Origin of the sequence: Schaalia canis, assembly GCF_003858455.1 — a bacterium.
Lineage (GTDB): Bacteria > Actinomycetota > Actinomycetes > Actinomycetales > Actinomycetaceae > Pauljensenia > Pauljensenia canis.
Genome location: NZ_RQZF01000002.1, coordinates 352,232 through 371,132, shown reverse-complemented (window position 1 = coordinate 371,132; position 18,901 = coordinate 352,232). Strand labels below are relative to the sequence as shown.

The 18,901-nt window shown below is 60.8% G+C and carries 17 protein-coding genes and 1 tRNA gene; 4 read left to right on the top strand and 14 right to left on the bottom strand.

Going from position 1 to position 18,901, the window contains the following annotated elements:
• Positions 1-178: 178 nt before the first annotated feature.
• Entirely contained in the window at positions 179-1,153 is a 975-nt protein-coding gene (gene rarD, locus EII11_RS04005; RefSeq protein ID WP_240623048.1) for an EamA family transporter RarD, read from the bottom strand.
• 735 nt (positions 1,154-1,888) lie between these two features.
• Between rarD and EII11_RS04000 the strand changes: the two genes are divergently transcribed.
• From EII11_RS04000 to EII11_RS03990, 3 genes are read left to right on the top strand one after another with little or no spacing between them, the layout of a single operon-like run.
• Complete coding sequence (locus EII11_RS04000; RefSeq protein WP_124868852.1) at positions 1,889-3,352, top strand: SLC13 family permease; 1,464 nt, start codon at positions 1,889-1,891, stop codon at positions 3,350-3,352.
• A complete protein-coding gene (locus EII11_RS03995) occupies positions 3,353-5,332 on the top strand; it encodes a sensor histidine kinase (protein WP_124868849.1) in 1,980 nt (659 codons plus the stop codon).
• Between the two features lie 34 nt (positions 5,333-5,366).
• A complete protein-coding gene (locus EII11_RS03990; RefSeq protein ID WP_124868846.1) occupies positions 5,367-5,837 on the top strand; it encodes a response regulator in 471 nt (156 codons plus the stop codon).
• A 556-nt stretch (positions 5,838-6,393) separates the two neighbouring features.
• Here EII11_RS03990 and EII11_RS03985 read toward each other — a convergent pair.
• From EII11_RS03985 to EII11_RS03965, 5 genes are all read right to left on the bottom strand, one after another.
• Positions 6,394-7,533 (bottom strand): TDT family transporter, encoded by a 1,140-nt coding sequence (locus EII11_RS03985; RefSeq protein WP_124868843.1) that lies wholly within the window; start codon positions 7,531-7,533, stop codon positions 6,394-6,396.
• 237 nt (positions 7,534-7,770) lie between these two features.
• Positions 7,771-7,992 carry a hypothetical protein gene (locus EII11_RS03980; protein ID WP_124868840.1) on the bottom strand — a complete coding sequence of 74 codons (222 nt, stop codon included), beginning with the start codon at positions 7,990-7,992 and terminating at the stop codon, positions 7,771-7,773.
• A 561-nt stretch (positions 7,993-8,553) separates the two neighbouring features.
• Entirely contained in the window at positions 8,554-8,757 is a 204-nt protein-coding gene (locus tag EII11_RS03975; protein WP_124868837.1) for a cold-shock protein, read from the bottom strand.
• Between the two features lie 234 nt (positions 8,758-8,991).
• A complete protein-coding gene (locus tag EII11_RS03970) occupies positions 8,992-9,612 on the bottom strand; it encodes a PepSY domain-containing protein (protein ID WP_124868833.1) in 621 nt (206 codons plus the stop codon).
• Positions 9,613-9,812: 200 nt separating this feature from the next.
• Positions 9,813-9,899, bottom strand: a tRNA-Leu gene (locus EII11_RS03965).
• A 168-nt stretch (positions 9,900-10,067) separates the two neighbouring features.
• Here EII11_RS03965 and EII11_RS03960 point away from each other — a divergent pair.
• A complete protein-coding gene (locus EII11_RS03960) occupies positions 10,068-10,964 on the top strand; it encodes a patatin-like phospholipase family protein (RefSeq protein ID WP_124868830.1) in 897 nt (298 codons plus the stop codon).
• Positions 10,965-11,340: 376 nt separating this feature from the next.
• Here the strand turns inward: EII11_RS03960 and EII11_RS03955 are convergent, their stop codons facing one another.
• The 8 genes from EII11_RS03955 to EII11_RS03925 form a co-directional block, all read right to left on the bottom strand.
• Positions 11,341-13,014 (bottom strand): succinic semialdehyde dehydrogenase, encoded by a 1,674-nt coding sequence (locus EII11_RS03955; RefSeq protein ID WP_240623055.1) that lies wholly within the window; start codon positions 13,012-13,014, stop codon positions 11,341-11,343.
• 5 nt (positions 13,015-13,019) lie between these two features.
• Positions 13,020-13,910 carry an SDR family NAD(P)-dependent oxidoreductase gene (locus EII11_RS03950; RefSeq protein ID WP_205649222.1) on the bottom strand — a complete coding sequence of 297 codons (891 nt, stop codon included), beginning with the start codon at positions 13,908-13,910 and terminating at the stop codon, positions 13,020-13,022.
• Positions 13,911-14,067: 157 nt separating this feature from the next.
• Complete coding sequence (gene nrdF, locus EII11_RS03945) at positions 14,068-15,030, bottom strand: class 1b ribonucleoside-diphosphate reductase subunit beta (RefSeq protein WP_124868825.1); 963 nt, start codon at positions 15,028-15,030, stop codon at positions 14,068-14,070.
• A 229-nt stretch (positions 15,031-15,259) separates the two neighbouring features.
• Positions 15,260-15,796 carry a hypothetical protein gene (locus EII11_RS03940; protein ID WP_124868822.1) on the bottom strand — a complete coding sequence of 179 codons (537 nt, stop codon included), beginning with the start codon at positions 15,794-15,796 and terminating at the stop codon, positions 15,260-15,262.
• A 151-nt stretch (positions 15,797-15,947) separates the two neighbouring features.
• Positions 15,948-16,112, bottom strand: a complete 165-nt coding sequence (locus tag EII11_RS10460) for a hypothetical protein (protein ID WP_165867054.1) — start codon at positions 16,110-16,112, stop codon at positions 15,948-15,950.
• A gap of 52 nt (positions 16,113-16,164) precedes the next feature.
• Complete coding sequence (locus EII11_RS03935) at positions 16,165-17,475, bottom strand: alpha/beta fold hydrolase (protein WP_124868820.1); 1,311 nt, start codon at positions 17,473-17,475, stop codon at positions 16,165-16,167.
• A gap of 379 nt (positions 17,476-17,854) precedes the next feature.
• Entirely contained in the window at positions 17,855-18,217 is a 363-nt protein-coding gene (locus tag EII11_RS03930) for a branched-chain amino acid transporter permease (RefSeq protein WP_124868817.1), read from the bottom strand.
• Positions 18,214-18,894 carry an AzlC family ABC transporter permease gene (locus tag EII11_RS03925; protein WP_124868813.1) on the bottom strand — a complete coding sequence of 227 codons (681 nt, stop codon included), beginning with the start codon at positions 18,892-18,894 and terminating at the stop codon, positions 18,214-18,216. The genes EII11_RS03930 and EII11_RS03925 overlap by 4 nt, the downstream gene beginning before the upstream one ends.
• Between the last annotated feature and the right edge of the window lie 7 nt (positions 18,895-18,901).

Genomic DNA, 18,901 nt, shown 5'->3' with positions numbered 1-18,901 from the left:
TTCCTTGTGTGCGGAGGAATTACAGGTGCGCCCTCAATTCTAGGCGCAATGTCACAGGAATGTGAATACTTTGTTCGGACAAATGGGGTGGGGGAGACCAGGGCGAGGTCGGAAGGGCGGCGCGAGGATGGAAGTGTGGGGCTGGAGGTGCGAGGGGCAGGGCGGCCGTCACTTTGCGTCAACGCGCCTGTGAGTCAACTTCAGGGCTGTGCTCCTGTAGGCGGCGCAGCTTGCGAGCTTGCACGAACCAGTCCATCGTTACGAGTGCCAGGGCGCACCACACAATGCCCGTCGCCACCCAACGAATTGGCTCCATCTGCTCATGGAACACCCACACCCCCAAAATGAACTGCAGTGAGGGTGAAAGGTACTGGATGAGTCCCTGAACTCCCAAGGGCAGACGCTGGGAGGACTTCGCAAACATCATCAATGGGATCACCGTCAGGACCCCGGACCCTGCGAGCATCGCGGCGTGGCCCGCGATGCTCGCAGGGTCAGCGTGCTGAGCCGCGAGGACATGAAACGAGGTTCCCCCGGTCAGGGTGAGGTAGAGATAAAAAACAATCAACAGTGGTGTGACAGCAGCCGTCTCAGCAGCCATGCCCTCCAGAGGGCCCACCCGCAGAGCAACCTTCTTTTTTACTAGGGAATAGAAGGCAAAACTTGTCGCCAAGACAAGAGAAATCCACGGTAGGGACCCCACTCCGATAAGCAGGACCACCACAGCGGAAGTCCCTAAAGCCACGGCCGCCCACTGCAGGGGGCGGATGCGTTCACCAAGGAACACCATTCCCAGTGCCACCGTTACCAAGGGATTAATGAAGTACCCCAAGGCGGCATCCACCGTGCGTCCGATTTGCACGGCGTACACGTAGGTCGTCCAGTTCACGATGATGAGAAGGCCCGCAGCGCTCAACTGCCACATCAACTTTGTGTCGCGGACAATCGCCATGAATCGACTAAAACGGCGAAGCACCAGAAGAGCAAGGACGCAGGCGATCAGGCCCCACACCGCCCGATGAACAATCACCTCAAGGGGATGTGCCGGTTCAAGCTGGCGAAAGTACAGGGGGAAGAAGCCCCAAATAACGTGCGCCAGGATGGCCAAGGTGAAGGCATGGGAAGAGGCAGAGGACTGCGAAGGTGTGGACACACATGTCAGGATACGCCCCCATGTGGGTGAAGACCGGCCAGTATCGACCATTTGGGCAGCGTCAGTCGGCTCGGGCAGCATCATTTTTCAACCAGCGGCTCGCCACATGCAGGTGCCCCCTCACTCCCAGGCTCAGAAACCAACATAGAAGAAGTGGCTCGCTGCACACGCAGGTGACATGGCGTTACCTCGGTGAGGCCTTATTGGAGCTGCGGCCCATCTCCAGTGTTGCCCACACTGATGCCTGAGCGCCGCTTTGACATTGCTCTCGGTGCGGCCCAGGTGCTATCTCGATGTCGCCTCGCCGTCGGCTCACAGCTGTCCCGGTGGCGCGCCTCGCTGGTGCCGCAGTATCTGTTCTCCTGTCCCCTGCGCTCCCGCATGTGCGCCCAGGCATGTTATGCCTCCCGGAAAGCCCCCTAAGCCGTTGGAAGCACACCCGGGAAGCAAGGGAGCTACGAGGTGGCCTTGGCGGTGGTGCGTGCGTCGCATGGAAGCATATGCGGGAGGCAGAACGGTCCATGTGGGGAAAGGGGCGGATCGGACAAGCCTGCATCACATCAGAACTTGCGACGAAAGGCCCATAAAAACCCTGAAAAACCCGACAAGCGAACTAGGTCACCCTGGCCGGGGTTTCAAAAGTCAGAAAATATCTCCCTGATCACACCGAACTCGCCTATGATCGACATCGTTCTGACCACATCGCTTCGGCCAGCACTGTGAGGTGTCAACTCTATGGTTCCGCCTGCATCTCGTACACGAATCCGTGTCGCTGCACGCCCGTCCTCAAGCCCCAGCAAGGCAAAGAAGGGGGGAGGCAAATCTGACGTCACCAAGATCCAATGGTTCGGCCGAATCGCCACCATTATCGTCCTCACCACCTTCCTCTTCGTTGAGGTTCCCGGCCTGGACGCTGCAGGATCACGCATGCTCGGCATTTTCCTGGCAGCAATCCTCCTGTGGGTAACCGAAGCAATCCCACTTGCCGCCACGGCAGTCCTCATTATCTTCCTGGAAGTCCTCCTCGTCTCTGACCAATCCCTCCTGGCGGTCAGCGAGGAAGCCCCCAAAGCCAGTGTCTTCTTCGGAGCACTAGCAAACCCGGTCATCATCCTCTTTCTTGGCGGCTTCATGCTGGCTGACGGTGCCTCCAAGTACCGTGTCGACCGCGCACTCTCAGCCGTCCTCTTGCGCCCCTTCCTGGGTAACCCCCGCATGACCGTCATGGGCATCATGCTCATCACCGCCGTCATGAGTATGTTCATGTCGAACACGGCCACCACCGCCACCATGTTCGCCATCATGATGCCCGTCATCATCGCCCTCCCCGAGGGTAAAGCCCGCACCGGTATCGCTCTCTCGATCCCCGTTGCCGCCAACGTTGGTGGCATGGGCACCCCCGTTGGCACCCCGCCCAACGCCATCGCCCTCGGCGCCCTGCAAAGCGCAGGCATCCACATCTCCTTCGTGGAATGGATGCTCGCCGCCCTGCCAATGACCCTCCTGACCCTGCTGGTGTCGTGGCTGTTCATCTCCTGGCGCTACATCCCCGGCGACGCCAGCTTCGAGGTCGACACCTCCGCCAAGTTTGACAACTCCCGTAACGCCAAGATCTTCTACGTCGTGGCCGGCCTGACCATCCTGCTGTGGATGACCGAGTCCTTCCACGGCATCTCCTCCAACACCGTCGGCTTCCTGCCCGTCGTGGCCCTCATGGTGCTGGGCGTCATGAACGGTGACGACGTCAAGGCCCTCGACTGGCCCGTCCTGTGGCTGGTCGCTGGCGGTATCGCCCTGGGTAAGGGCGTGGGAGACACCGGCCTGGACAAGTTCCTCATCGGCTCTATCAGCTGGGAAGCGATCCCCGTCGCCCTCCTCGTCCTCGTTTTGGCAATCGTGGGCTGGGTCGTCTCCAACGTCATCTCCCACTCGGCCTCGGCCAACCTGTTGATCCCCATGGGTATTGGTCTGGCTACCTCGATCGCCGCCTCCGAAGCCGAGGTCGCAATCGTTCTGGCCCTGGGCTGCTCGCTGGGCATGTGCCTACCGATCTCCACCCCGCCCAACGCTATCGCCTACGCCACCGGCACCACACCCACCCGTGAAATGGTCATCGTTGGCATGGTCGTCGGTGTCACCGGCGTGGCCCTGCTCGCCATCTTCGCACCGCTGACCTGGGGCCTGCTGGGGGTGGTGTGAGTGAAGCTCTCCCAGGTTCACGTCATCCTTGTGGGTGACGACTCGCGCGGCATTGTGTCGAGCATTGTCGCCGACTGGGAGCGCGCATTCCCCCAAATTGACCTTGTCTGCGTGGCCGACGGGGAGGAACTTACCCGGTGGAACTCCACGCTCCTGCCCGCCGACCACGTTGCCCTGGGCATGGTGTCCTCAGAGGTGCCTAACATTGACGAGGCTTTCGCCGGGGTTGCTCACATGCCCCTCCTGCAAGACACGCAGTGGATCCTCCTGACCGACCGGGATGAACACTCTGACCTGGCCACCCTGACCAGCGCCGGACACCTCGCTGCCGTCATGCGCGCCCCCTGCACCCTGGGGCTCTTCCTTGGCCAGGCCTACCAGGTGATGGTGGCCTACTTCCTTCAAGAAGGCCTCAGCCGCGAGAGCATTATTGAACTCATTGGCCCCGCGCCAAAACGCGCCGTCCAAGGCCCGCTACTCCAAGGCCTAGGTGCCGACGAGTACGACATGGTGCGTGAACTCCTTGAAGGCGTCGAAGAAGTCATCGGGCGCCGCCCACGCATCCGCATTCCCGCAGGCGTTGACCTTACCCGTCAGAACACCTCGATCGCCGCCGTGCACCTGGTGCTTGATGGTCAGGTGAGCCTGCGGCGTGAAACCGATCGCGGCGAACTCTTGCTCCACCACGCGACCTCGGGCCTGCTCATCGGCCTCGTGTCCCTCACGCGCAACGAGAAAGCATTCTTCACCGCAACCACCACTACTTCCGCGCAGGTGGTGCGCCTGACCAATGAGCAGCTGCGCATGGTCATTGATGAAAAGCCTTCCGTTGCGGGCACGCTGGCAGTCCTGGCGATCCAATCCCTCACCCGGCGCCTCATCCGCGCTGAGGATCTCCACATGGAAAACGCGGTGCTGGCCGAGGACCTCGAAGAAGAGCGCGCCCACCTGGCCGAAACCCTTGAGGACCTGAAAAACACACGCGCTGAGCTCGTTGAACGCACACGTTTTGCCATGCTTGGCGAACTCTCCGCCGGCATCGCCCATGAACTCAACAACCCCGTGACCGCCCTCGTGCGCGCCGCCGAACACCTCGGCGAGGACCTCGACGCACTGCTGGAAACCGCCCCGGCGATGGCTGCCGCGCACACCGCCATGCGTCGGGCCCGAACGCAGGCCGTGCGCTCCACCGCGCAAGAACGCGAACTCGTCCGCCAGATTTACGAGGTCGTTGGCGATCGTGCCCTCGCGCGGCGCCTCGTCCAGGCGGGGGTGGAGGACCCTGCTGAGGCGCGTAAACTCACCAAGCGGCGCGGCAAGGAACTGCCCGCCGTGGAACTTGGAGCCAGAGCGGGCTCGTCGCTGCGGTCGGTTCTATCGGCTTCCGAGCGCGTCATTGAACTGACCGCCAGCCTCAAGGGCTACGCCCGGCCCGACAGTGAAGATCTCAAAGCCGTAGACGTGCGTGAGGGCTTAGATGACGTGCTGCGACTGACGAACCACCGGCTGCGCGGCATTGAGGTCGAACGCTACTACGAGGATGTGCCCGCAGTGCTGGCCCATCCTGCCAAGTTGCAGCAGGTGTGGACGAACCTGCTGGTGAACGCCGCTGAAGCCATTGATGATGAGCGTGAAGACGCTGCCGCACGCGGGGAGATGCCCGCTCGTGGTGAGGGTGAGCCGCTCATCCATGTGGCTGTGGAAGCCGGGGATGGGGCCGTGACCGTGACGATTACTGATAATGGTCCGGGTATTCCTGACTCCGTGCTGGAGCGGATCTACGAGCCGCACTTCACCACGAAGGCTGGGCGCGTGCGTTACGGCCTGGGGATGGGCATGGCGATCTCGCGTTCCATCGTGGAAGACGTGGGCGGTTCGATTACTGTTGATTCAACCCCCGGCCGTACCCGCATGATCGTGGCCCTACCAGCCTATAGTGCCCCGATCGCCACATCAGCCACTCCCACTCCCGCAGAGTGACACCCACCCCCGACACAATGAAGGAGGCGCAGAAATGACACTGACGATTCTCTCCCTTGAGGACGAAGTCGAAGTCCGTGAGGCTCTTGAGCGTGACTTAGAGGGTTTCTGGGACAAGATTCGCCTGGAGACTGCTGACACCGTTGATGATGCGTGGGCCGCTCTTGAAGAGATCTACGCCGATGGGGATGAGCTCGCTGTTGTGCTCTCTGACCATCGTCTGCCCGGTAAGACCGGTGTAGATTTCCTGGTGGAACTGGCATCCGATGAGCGTTTCGCTGACGCGCGCACAGTGTTGGTGACCGGCCAGGCCGATCAGGAGGACACGATCCGCGCTCTCAATGTGGCGGGCCTGGATCACTACATTGCGAAGCCCTGGCAGCCTGAAGACCTGGTGGCTGTGGTACGAGATCAGTTGACCACCTATGTGCTGCAGGCCGGTGTGGACCCACTGCCGTATCTGCCTGTGCTTGATGGTGTGCGCGTCATGGAGGCGCTGCGCTGATCGGATAGCTGCATGAGGCTGCACCATGTAGCTGAGAGGCTGAGCAGATAGCTGCTGGAGCCTTGGGCCCGGTGTGGTGGACTCTGGGTGAGTCCACCACACCGGGCTTTGTGTGTAGCCGTGTACTCGATGGGCAGGTGTGGTGTCAGGCAGTGACAGAGCCTGCGTATGATCGCGCGTTTTGCGTGCACCTGCGCCTCTCTGCCCTTGCCCTGGGTCCTGCTAATACCGTCGAGTCCCTGCCTTGGTGCTAATACCGTCGGGTCCCTGCCCCTGCACTCCGCCCGTTGTTCCCTGCTCCTGTTGTTGGATCCCTGCCTCCTGCTCACGCTTTCTGCCGTCAGCGCCCTGTCGTCGGCTCTCAGTTCTGGCCCTCGGCTCCCGCGTGTGCGCTCAGCCGGTTTTCGCGGCTCTGGGAGGGCAAAATCGCCTGGACTCACACCTGGGAGCCAGAGGAGCGGATCGGAGCCGCAGGAGCCTGTCTCGGCGGGTGGCATTTGATTGAGCACCGCTTGCCTGGGCGTCGATTGCCTGGGCGTCGCCGACTGGGGCGCTCCTAACTAAGGGATGTCGGGCGCAGGACGGCCCGAGTAACTGCGTGGGCACTTGCCACCAGGCAGAGCGTGACCGTGCCAATGAGGATGACGGTCGCCGCCACGCCGCAGCCGGTGAAGGCGGGGTAGCCGGTGCCGCGACCCAGCAGGGTGGCTCCCAGAGCCAGGGTGCCGATAGGGAAGGTGAGTGCCCACCAGCCGGGGGTGAAGGGCATGCGGTGTTGGAATCCGCGCAGAGTCACCAGGGTTGCCCAGGCAATCAACGGTGTGCCGACAAAGAACATGACGTAGCCATAGACATTGGCCATGTGTGCCAGTGCGTGGGCGAATTCGGGTGATGTCATGGGGGCGGCAGTGTGGGCCATGGCTTGAACGGCGGCTGTGGATTGGCCGACGAGTCCGAGTGGAATCCAGGAGGAGGCGGAGGCGACCAGCGGGATGGGAGCGGTGCGCCAGTGGCGCTGGTAGGCGTAGGCGAAGATGACGAGCCCCAAGGAGAGGGCCAGGAAGAAACAACTCAGTGCGGCCATGAGGATGTAGGGCGCAAATTGGGTGGGGACGTGTTGTGCCAGGAGGGCGCCGGTAGTTGCCGACACCATCGGACCCACAACGGCGAGGCCCCATACGGGTGTGGGGTCGCCCAGATTGGGGCCTACGAGGCGCGTTCCAAAGTACAGGGCAGAGAGCACACCGATGATGGTGCCGATTGTCCAGGTGACTGTGTCGATCTGCCAGGCGAGAGTATCGCTGCCGGGCAGGTGTGCAGGGAGGACCATGGTTGTTGACGATCCTGCTGAGAGGATGCCCATTGAAACCGTCCCCCAGAAGGGGATTTGCGCCGGAAGCGTGAGGGCTGCGCGCAGCACACCAGGTTGGGTGAGACAGCGCAGGGTGAAGGTCAGCGTTAATCCAAGCAGTAGCAGCCAGCAGATAATGAGCGTGGCGGGAGCGAGGAAGTGCGCGCCGGGGATGGTGTGGGCGTGGGTTTGCAGTAGTCCTGCCAGGATGCCAGTGCCCATGACGGAAGGGAACCACGCGGGGCCTGCACCTGGGAGCGGAGGCGCGCTGATCGGGTGGGTGGTGCCAGGTGTTTGGCGAGGGCGTTCGGGGGAGGCCAGGAGGAGTGGGAGCGCGTGGGGCATGGTTTTATCTTGCGCCTTTAGGCAAGGTCAGGTGAATCATCGGAGGGGGTGGCGTGGCTTTGAGAGCTGATCCACGCTGCGTGCGTACTTCTTCGTTGAGGTGGAGCCGTCTGTGTGACGAGGTGTGGGGTGTGTCTGGTTTTGGGCATAAAAAAGGCGCAACACCTTGTGTCGGAGAATCCGGGTGTTACGCGACCAGGGCGGGGGCGCGCTTCCTTGCGCGCCCCGAATTGTCAATCAGCGTGCGCGGGCGGGGATGGGTGCGCGAGTGGTGAAGGTGGCTGCCAGTGCGATCACTGCTGCTGTGGCGGCGGTGGCAACGGCAGCCACGGAGCCTGCGTAGATGCCAGCGGAGACAGCCAGGGCGGCAATCATGGAGATCGTAACGGCCAGGGCAATGCGATCAGCGGTGTGCTGCCAGCTTGCGGGGGAGATGGTTGAGTCGACAACGTGAGTCATGCGAGTGTTCCTTTCGGTTCGTGCTGGCGAAGCACGAACCGTGCTTCGCACGGCAGCGTGTCTAATAATCCGCTGTATGTTCCATCAGATTTAGGAAACTTTCTACAGCACTGTCTACTGTACTCCTGCCAAGGGGCGTGCGCTACGAGAGGTGGGCAATGGCACAGCTTCAAAGGGCCTGATTTTTAGCGGATTTTGGCACAGGCTAGGCCGTCCAGCAAGCCTCCAATAGTGCCTGAAAAGGGGGAATGGTCGAGTGCGGCGGTGAAGGGGTGAGTGTCGGAAAACCTGCCGGACATAACGTTAATCGTCGCTATCGGTAAATGCGATGAGTTGACGGAGGTATCTCACCTGGCCGACACTCACAAAAATCTTGGCGTGCCCGCCCTCATCGTAAGAATATGAGCCCACACAAAAGGGGCTCAAGACTCCAAGCAATGCGGGTGGGGGTGCAGCTCAATGATGGACTGCTCCCCCACCCGCATGCCAATATGTCCGCAGCACGCGCCCGTTCCTCAACGTAACGATGGAAGAAACGAAAGGCGTGCGGCGGTGGCCTCGTCAGAGACGAACGATGCGAGACGCCTGCAGACCCTTCGGGCCCTCCGTCGCCTCAAACTCAACCTTCTCGCCCTCTTCGAGGGTGCGGAATCCGGTGGACTCGATTGCCGAGAAGTGAGCGAAAATATCCGCCGAACCATCGTCGGGGGTGATGAAGCCGAAACCCTTATCCGGGTTGAACCATTTCACGACACCAGTAGCCATGAGTATTTCCTGTCTGTTGTGCCCCCACAAGAGAGGGCGGAAGTCTCCACCCCCAGGTTCGGAGGGGAGATAGTGACGCACTCTCCCTGCAACGACCGGAAAACCGCACGTACTGCAATGAAACTGAGAAACTACCCCTCAAACTTACAGGAGAACGCGCAAAAATGTGGGGCTAATGCCTCACAGTGAGACATCACCCCCACATTATGCGCTGGCAGCACCAAAGGGCACAGATCAGTCAACGACGAGGACGGCTTCGCCAGTCACAGCATTGATCTGAACCTTTTTATCGTCATCCATACCGGGAGCGTCAATGTCGATATCCCACGTCGGAACACCGTTTAGCATCTCAAGATCAGCACTGTCGAAAGTGCCAGACATCATGGTGAAAGCCTTCGCGATAGCTGCCTCCACAGTGACAGTCATGCCCTGAACGGACAACACATCGTCATCGTCCGTGTCGGGTTGAGTGCTGGTCACCTGGCCGTTGAGGACCTTCACCTCAATCGCCTTATCCGCGCCGTCAGGAAGAATATCGACCTCCCACTCGCCCCGATCATCCGTGCCATCATCAAGGCCGACGACCGTGCCAGGCTGAACGGCAAGAGCGGCTGCAATAGCGGCAGTTCCTGCTTCAGGAAGCATGCCCGTGACAGGCGCATTCGAAGCGGGCGCCGGGGTTGCGGCCGATGCGGGAGCCTCGGCAGTGGGCATCTCCGACTGCGGAGCAGTCTGGGGTGCGGGCCCTGGAGCCTCGGTCGCACCCGAGGGAGCTGTCGGGGCGGGAGAGGAGCACGCAGCAAGAATCAAAGCAGTGCCGGCCAAAGGAGCAAGAATACGAAGTGAAGTGTTCATGCCCCCAGCATGACAGCTATCCACAGAAGATGGCACAGTCAAAAGAGGATTCTCATTAGTCCCTTAGGAAACTCTTATGAAGCGCACAGAGGTGTAAAACGCGGAAAAACGGGGTGAGAAGCGAGGTAGGAATGGGGGCCCAGGCCCGAGGGAAAGCATCCAGATATGAGAAAAACCGTTGGTTTCCCAACGGTTTCTGATGGTGCGCGAGGGGGGAGTTGAACCCCCACTCCATCACTGGAACACGGACCTGAACCGTGCGCGTCTGCCTATTCCGCCACTCGCGCGTGCTGGATAACAATACGCAGGTTCGCCCATGAACGTCAAATTGGGGTGCACCGGCGGCTCAGACAGGGAAGAATAGCTGTGGCAAGGAAAATAAGACGGCTCACCGCAAGCATCCTCACCTGCACAGGATGGGCGCAAGGGGCCTCTTTCCGGCGATAAAGGACATCATGCCTGAGAAACTCCACTCAACGATCACCGACACAGCCCTCATCTTCGAGGGAGGTGGCATGCGCGGCTCCTACACGGCAGCCCTCGTCAACCTCCTGATCCGCGAGGGCATCTTCCTGAATCATGTGAGCGGAATCTCGGCAGGCTCCTCGCACACCACCAACTACATGTCCCGAGACGCCTGGCGCGCCCGAGCAGCCTTCGTTGACGTTGCTGACGACCCAAACTTCTGCGGCGCCTCGCACTTCCTGCGCGGACACGGCTACTTCAACGCCGAATACATCTACCAGCACACCGGCCTACCCGACGGCACGCTGCCCCTCGACATGGAAACCTTCCACGCTAACCCCGCTACCATGCGCATCGGGGTCTTCGACGCGACCGCCAACAAGCAACTGTGGCTCGGCAAGGAAGACATGCCCACCTACACCGAAGTTGCCCGCGTCATCCGAGGCTCTTCCACCCTGCCACTCCTCATGCCCCCGCAGGTCGTTGACGGACACGTCTGGGTTGATGGTGCCCTGGGCCCGAACGGCGGGATCGCGCTGGATGCCGCGATGCGAGACGGATACCGCAAGTACCTCATCGTCCTCACCCGCCCACGCGACTATGTGAAGGGCCCGCTGCGCCCCTGCGTGGGCGCGGCTCTGCGGGCGGCTTTTCCTCGCCTGCCCTCCATTTACGAGGCTGTCGCCCAACGCCCGTCCCGCTACAACGCGGTACGCCGACACATCCAAGCGCTAGAAGATGCCGGGCGTGCCTACGTGTTCTATCCGCGTGAAATGAGTGTGTCCGGCACTGAAATGCGCCGTGACCGCCTGGAAGCCTCCTATGAGGCGGGCATGCGCCAGGCAGAGGAGGAACTGCCCGCGATTAAGGATTTCCTGGGCTTATGAGATGTGGTGGTCTGCGCTTGTGGTTGGCATGCCGATCACGTGATGCGGTGTTCACGCGTTCGCGTACTCTGCGCTGAAGTCATCTCTTTCTGAATGCTCCCTGCAGTGTCGGTGCCTCGTCGTGGTGTTGGCGCCCAGGTGTGAGCTCAGGGTGAAAACGGATGCCTTGACGGCACTTTCGCGTCTGGGCGCACACGCGGGAGCGCGCTGGCAAGGGCCTATTTCTGGTGGAGAAGCTTCAGATGGCCTGTGAGGAAGAATCTAGAGGCGGATGTCAAGCGTCGAGCAGACCGGGCCTGCTCTATAGCCTCAGAAGCAAGAGAAGATCTTCAGGTGTGCGCAGGCTCAGATGCGACGACAACTACGTGGATTCACTTTATGCCCCGCGCAGGACATTCAAGGCCCGCACAGCCTGGGACATCACACGGTCGTAAGACTCATTACTCATACCCGGCACCGGCGCCAAAGGCATTAGGCGTTGACGAGCAATGGTCTGAACCTCCGTGTACTTCTCAATACCCTCGCGCCCATGCCGGCGCCCCAGGCCTGAATCCTTCCACCCGCCCATAGGCGCGCCATGACTGGCCCAAGCGGCAGCATACCCCTCGTTGATATTGACGGTCCCTGCCTCCAACCATTCGGCCACCAGCCACGGCAGGCGCCCCGAGCCCCACACGCTGGCATTGAGGCCATAGGCAGAATCATTAGCCAACTCAATGGCTTCTTCCACGTTAGCCACCGGGTAGATGGCCACCACCGGCCCGAAGGTCTCCTCCGCATAGAGCCTTGCCGACGTGGGCACATCCATCAAAACCGTCGGCTCAAAAACCGTTGGCCCAAGGTCTGGCCGTACCCGTCCACCCGCACAGACGCGCGCCCCCTGCGCAACCGCGTCATCAACGTGAGCCTTCACCTTCGCCAGATGATCGGTCGAAATCAGGCCGCCCACATCAATACGCCAATCGGTGCCAACACCCACACGCAGCGCTCGAACCTTGTCCACAAACGCCTCTACGAACTCCTCCGCAATGGCCTCAGAGACGTAGATCCGCTCAATGCTGATACATAGCTGCCCGGCATTGGAAAAACACGCGCGCACTGCACCCGCAGCGGCGGCCTCGACATTGGCCCCGGCGGTCACAATCATCGGATTCTTCCCGCCCAGCTCAGCTGAAAAACCAATGAGCCTCTCCCCGCAGCGCGCGCCGATGCGCCGACCAGTCGCCGTGGAGCCGGTGAACATCATGTAATCGACCGCGTCAATCAGGGCATCCCCTACCGTCGCGCCCGGCCCATTGAGCACCTGGAACACGCCAGCAGGTAGGCCAGCTTCCTCAAAGAGCGCTGCAACCATCAGAGCACTCAAGGGCGTGGCAGAATCGGGCTTGAGAATAACGGCATTGCCCGCCAGAATCGCCGGAATCGCATCCGATGCGGCCAGGGTGAAGGGGTAGTTCCACGGGGCGATCATGCCGACCACGCCCTTGGGGTGGCGCACCTCCCGCACACTCGTCAGCACAGGAATGGCGCCCGCCCGCCGCCGAGGCCGCAGCGCTCGCGGAGCCAGGCGCGCATAGTGTGCCGCCACCAGGGACACGTCGAGCACTTCCTCCAGCGCATGAATCCGCGCCTTCGCCGTTTCAGCCTGCACGACATCGAGCAATTCGGCGCGCCTGCGCAAAACCAGGCGCGAAAATGCGCGCACAATCCGCACGCGCTCATCCCACGAGGTTCCCGCCCACGCCCGTTGAGCCTGGCGCGCCGTTTCGCTGATGGCCTCAAGATCCTCACACGTGTGAGTAGGGATGGTGCCAAGCAGGCTGGCGTCAATGGGGGAGAGGAGTTCACGCACGGGCCCACTGCCGGTCACGCGCTCACATAGCTCCTGGTAGGGAGGCTGGGCTGCATTCAGTGAGGAGGCCGATGGCGCTGCTCCAGGAGCGTTGGTCGTGGCGCGCTCGGTGGTGTTTTCCGCATGAGGCTGCGCTTTCACCGGAGCACGCCCCGCGGTGGCCTCGTCCGACACCCCCTGATGTCCCTGCATTTTCATCCGACTCACGCCCGGCCCCTCCCCGTGAAATGATCCATCGACGAATACACGCCAAAAATCCGATCAGCAACGAAATCCCACGCTCGTGTGGGCAGCACACCCCGCACCGCCATCCCCAGCTTCACTGTCCACGGCTTGGAAACCACCGGAGTACCCCGCAACATGCCGCGCCAAGCAGCATCCACTGCCACCTGTGGCGTCATGATCGGAGTCAGGAGCGGCGCGCGCACGCCCTCAAACATGCCGGTATCAATGTAGCTCGGGCAAAAAGTCGTGACCAGAATATGACGGTGCTTCTCTTTTTCAAGCTCCAGGCGCAAGGATTCGCTCCACCCCAGCAGTGCCCACTTCGAGGCCGCGTAGACGCTCATATGCGGATTGGCCAGCGTTCCCGCCGCTGATGCGACATTCATAATCCTCTTTGGGCGCGCGGTATCGGCAATCATGGCGGGCAAAAACTCGCGCACAATCCACATTGGCCCCAGCGTATTGACCCGCATCGTAGCCTCAATATCGCGCACGGGATCGTGCTCCCAGAAGGTTGTGCCGCGCACGATACCCGCGTTGTTAATGATGATGTCCGGGTCGCCCATGAACTCGCGGGTGCGCGCGGCCGCCTGCGCAATGTTCTCCCGGTTGGACACGTCCACCCCGATCGCCATAGCCTGCGTCCCGTTAGCGGTCAGTTGATTGGCGAGGTCGGCGGCGGTGGCCTCGTCGAGGTCCCACAGTGCGATCGCCGCAGCACCCTCGGCGGCAGCACGCTGCGCGTAGAGCACGCCCATGCCGCTGGCAGCTCCTGTGATGAGCACACGCGCGCCGGGCAGGGGTGAGGGGCGTGCCGTGCTGGATGCAGATGACGATGCTGTTGCTGACGACCCTGCTGACGACGACACAGTGAGGCCCCTTTCCTAGCCGAAGCAGTGAACACTGTCATCCATTGACAAGCGCTCACCCTGCCAGGCTAACGAAAGGGGCCCACAGCTGCCCGGGGCGCGTCACGTTGTGGACGCGCCCCGGAATAAAGAGGTTACGGCAGGAAGGCGAGGCGGATCAGAAATCCCAGTCCTCGTCCTCGGTGTCCTCGATCTCGCCAATGACGTAGGACGAGCCCGAACCGGAGAAGAAGTCGTGGTTCTCGTCAGCGTTGGGAGACAGGGCTGCCAGGATCGCAGGGTTCACATTCGTGTCATCTGCGGGGAACATCGCCTCGTAACCCAGGTTCATCAGCGCCTTGTTCGCGTTGTAACGCAAGAACTTCTTAACATCCTCAGTGAGGCCCAGAGGATCGTAAAGATCCTCCGTGTACTGCTCTTCGTTCTCGTACAGTTCAAAAAGCAGCGAGAAGGTGTAGTCCTTCAGCTCATCTTGACGAGCCTGCTCCGACTCAGCCACACCCAACTGGTACTTGTAGCCAATGTAGTAGCCGTGTACGGCCTCGTCGCGGATGATGAGGCGGATCAGGTCAGCGGTGTTCGTCAGCTTCGCGTGGCTTGACCAGTACATGGGGGCGTAGAAACCTGAGTAGAACAGGAAAGACTCCAGCATGGTGGAGGCCACCTTGCGCTTCAGGGGATCGTCGCCCTCGTAGTAGGACTTAATGATCTCAGCCTTGCGCTGCAGGGACTCGTTCTCCTCCGACCAGCGGAAAGCCTCGTTGATTTCCTCGGTGGACAGCAGGGTGGAAAAGATCGAGGAGTAAGACTTGGCGTGCACCGACTCCATGAAGGCAATGTTGGTCAGCACAGCCTCTTCGTGCGGGGTGCGAGCGTCAGGGATGAGGCTCACCGCGCCAACCGTGCCCTGCAGGGTATCGAGCAGAGTCAGACCAGTGAACACACGGTTGGTCATGACCTGCTCTGCGGGGCGCAGCGTGTTCCACGAGGAGATGTCATTCGACAGCGGAATCTTCTCAGGGAGCCAGAAATTACCGGTCAGACGATCCCAAACCTCAAGGTCTTTCTCGTCCTCAATACGATTCCAGTTAATGGCCTCAAAAACCGGTGTCCTGCTCACGCCTGCACACTCCTGAATCGACATAAAAATGGGGCGGGTTAGTCCCCATCAGCCTACCTGCTTAGTCTGAGATTTAGGAGGGAGGATCGCGTGAGAACAACCATGCCCCTGCGGGCGCGGCCCGCAGGGGCATGGGGGATCAAGCAATACGGTGATTCAGAAAGAACCAGGCACCATCAGAGCAGATGAGAAGGCGTGTTATGCACCGCGAAGTGCGCTTAAAACCGCGTCACTTCCCGCAGGAGCAATCGCAGTTACCGCCGCAACCGCCCTCGCCATCTTGAATGTATGCGTACTCGCCGCCATCAAGGTAACGGCTCAGAAGGGCCGGAGTCAGCGCCAAGGCAGCCAAAGGCAGAGCCTGACGAGTATGGGCAAGTGCGCGGCCTTCAACACGGCGACGCTCACCTCGTCGGAACAAGAAGCGCTCACCAAGTACCGCAACGACACCACTGAGCGCCACTGCTGCTGCACCCGCGCCGATGTAGGGAGTCAAAGAAATCCCGTTCTCGCGTGCTTCTGCGACAGCCTCCTTCACATCTTCGGAAACCTTGCAGACCTCGCGCGCGCCGTGATGGACCATGACGCTCAAAATCCCAGTCTTCAGCAGGGTTCGCACCGCGCGTGAACGGATCGCATCAGGCATTGCATACCAGGAAAAGACCCCCACACCATTGATGACTGCACTGCTGAGCTGCGGATACCTATCCAATAGCTCAACATAACGCTGGGCACACGGGCATGAGCCAAGAACCGGACACGTCATAGGAACTCCTTTAATCGAATACAGCTCACAATAATGCATCCCACCCCAATCCGGCGGGGCAGGGAAAAGATGCGCAGGCTCGGAAAGGCTGGGTATAAGAGAGCCCAGGCCAGAGGCAAGAGGGCGTAGGCGGGGACGGGGCCGTTCATCCCTAGGAGCATGCGAAAAACGCCAGCCAACGCTGCCGAGCCTCCAGCGTCACGCCACGTTCCCCATCAAAGGTGTTGGCGGCGTCGGCCTCGTACAACATGAGGATGGCCGAACCCAAGGAGAACAGGGGAGAACAGGAAAGGAAGCCAGCACCTACTGACGCCAAACCCCAGCTCTAGGCGGGACTGGCTCCCTGCCCGCCACCCTCAACAACGCTCTCAGTCCGCGATCAACGTCAGCAGATGATCGAGCACCTTTCCACCCGACGCGCGCAGGCCATCATGCTGATACTCACTCGTCACCCATGTCCGCGCCCCAATCAGCTCAGCGGTATCCATCGACAAATCACGCGGAACAAACATGTCGTCGTAGTAAACAGCAGCGGCAACGGGAACCTCGTTGTGTGCAAGCACTTCCGGCAAATACACCGGCGTCCACTCACTGCGCTGAGCCAAAATCTCCGTCATCCCCGCCAAAGGCGCAAGCTGTGGATCCTCAGCAAAGAAAGCCCGCATCATGTGCTCGCCCGTCAGGTAATACGGCATGGACTCATCCAAAGGATCAGCATCCTTGGCAAAGCCCTCTGTTTCTTCAGCCAAACGATCCGCGCTCCAATTCGTCCGCGTGCCCGCAAGGCGGGGAGTGGCCGCAGCGTAGATCGACTCATGCATGTAGCCATACATTGGAGTCATAGCAACCTCCGCGCCCACCTGAGAGAGGAACTTCGTCGACAAGCGGCGCTCACCATTGATGTGTACCCACGGGCCCTCCAGCATGAAATGGAGTAGATCGGTGCGGGTCTGAGTGCCCAAACCCATGCCAATCATACGGAAACGTGTGGCCGAGAGGCGCTCGCCCGTGGGAAGGAACTCTTCGGTGCCACGCAGATGGGCGGCAATTTCACGGATAGTGCGCTCATCACCAGGGAATTGACGGAAGTAGACCTTATTGCGGGCGGCGGTGGCCGCATAGGTGCGCCGGTAAATGTCATCAACATGAACCAAACCCGGCAGGCCGCCCGTAATAAGAGAAGCCTTGAGTCCTTCGGGGGCCAAAGACAGATAGGACAATGTGATGAAGCCACCGTAGGACTGGCCAAGAGTCGTCCACGGTTCATCCCCGCACAGGTCAGCGCGAATGACCTCAGCATCACGCACAATCTGATCCTGGCGGAAGAACGCCGCATAATCAGCACGAGCCTGATTATCAGGGAAAGCAGCCAGAGTCTGAGCATCCAAACGCGAGGACTGGCCCGTCCCGCGCTGATCCATCAGCACCACGCGGTAGTCCTCCAGCGCGCGGCCAATCCACCCATCGCGCCAATCGCCCTGGCGAGGACCCGACCCACCCGGACCTCCCTGCAAGAAAACCAGGTAGGGGAGGCTTTCTCCCCCCGAGCGGATAATCTCGCGGGCGAAGATCTCAATCGTGGGATTGCTTGGCCCCACAGGGCGCGAGTGGTCAAGGGGCACATCCCACCGGTGCTCATGGACGGTACAGGAATGCTGGGTGTAGGTCAAAGTGCGCATGGATCAAGGGTAGTGCGTCGACGCGCTGGGATGGGTAGCTAGCTGGCGTGCGCCCAGGTGTGAGTCCAACGGAGAAAGCCTTGCCAACAGAGGCTGTTTCTTGCTGGGCGCACACCTGGGAACCGGAGAGGCGAGATACCGCTATACCGGAATACCGAACTACCGCCACGCTGATCTATCGGAATACCGAACTACCGAAATACCGGAGAATCGGGCAGCGGGATGCTGCGAAAGAGAATCGCGCGACCCTCAACAAGTGACGAATCGCAGTCATCCCGGGGATGGGCTGACTCGCAGGAGCAGCATGTAGAAATGTATACAAGCAGCCAGACACACCATTAGAGGCCACGGAATGTCAGGACGGGGCGCAAGAAGCGATTCACGAAAAGAAGGGGAGGAGAAGCATGAATGTCACTGTCCCGCCACCCACGCTCCACAGCGTTCGCCTGCCTGAGAGCAGATGAATCGCGATGGTGGCCACAGACGCCACGACTGCTGGCACCCACCGCCAAGAGGTAGCTGAGCCCGCCTCCGCCAAGCTCACACCCTGCCCAGGCCAGGCGGCACCAACAAAGGTTGCAACGGCCAGGATAGCCAACACGCCAGCAGGCATCCAACGAGCCAGAGCTTGAACGATATCTGACTCTCGCAAGGGTTCTAGCGCGGCAAAAGGCAGAGCCCGCAAAGCAAAATCAACGGCAAAAACAATCACCATGACAGCGGCAATATAGCCCAGACTCATCGCGCCCTCCTTGCAATAATTGCGACCATCAACATCAACCCAAAGGCCGTCATCGCAACAAAAAGCGTCGAATCAGGTGCCAGCCACATCGCCCCAAGAAAACACAGGGCACCCAACGCAGCGCTCGCGGCATTGCGGGGTGTGCGGCAGGCATCCAACGCCAAGGTGATAAACAGGGCGCAGAGCGCAAAGTCCATGCCTGCCAGCTCAAAAGGCAACACCTGCGCGATCGCAACTCCCACCAGGCCACCTAACACCCAGTAGCTCTGTAAAGCCGCTTGAGTAAACAACAGTTCACGCGACCGCCATTGCCTGTCACTTGCAGCGGTGAGCGCGTAGGCCTCGTCAGTTAGGGCGTACATGGCGTAGGTCTTTCCCAACGCTGAGCGCACAGCGTGAAGAGGGAAAGAGAAGGCGTAGAACACGTGGCGGAAATTCACCAGCGCAGTTGTCACCGCGATAGTCGTGAGGGAAGTGCCCGCCGTCATGAGTCCCACAAGGATGAACTCGGCTGACCCCGCATAGGCCGCCACCGACAGTGCGGGTGCAACCCACCAGGGCAATCCAGCCTGGATCACAAGCAGCCCAAGGGCGACCCCCAGGGGAAAGAGGCCCAGGCCAGCGGGTGAAGAAATACGGATCGCAGAGCGTAAATCGGCGATAAAAGATGAGGACATTGAGGCT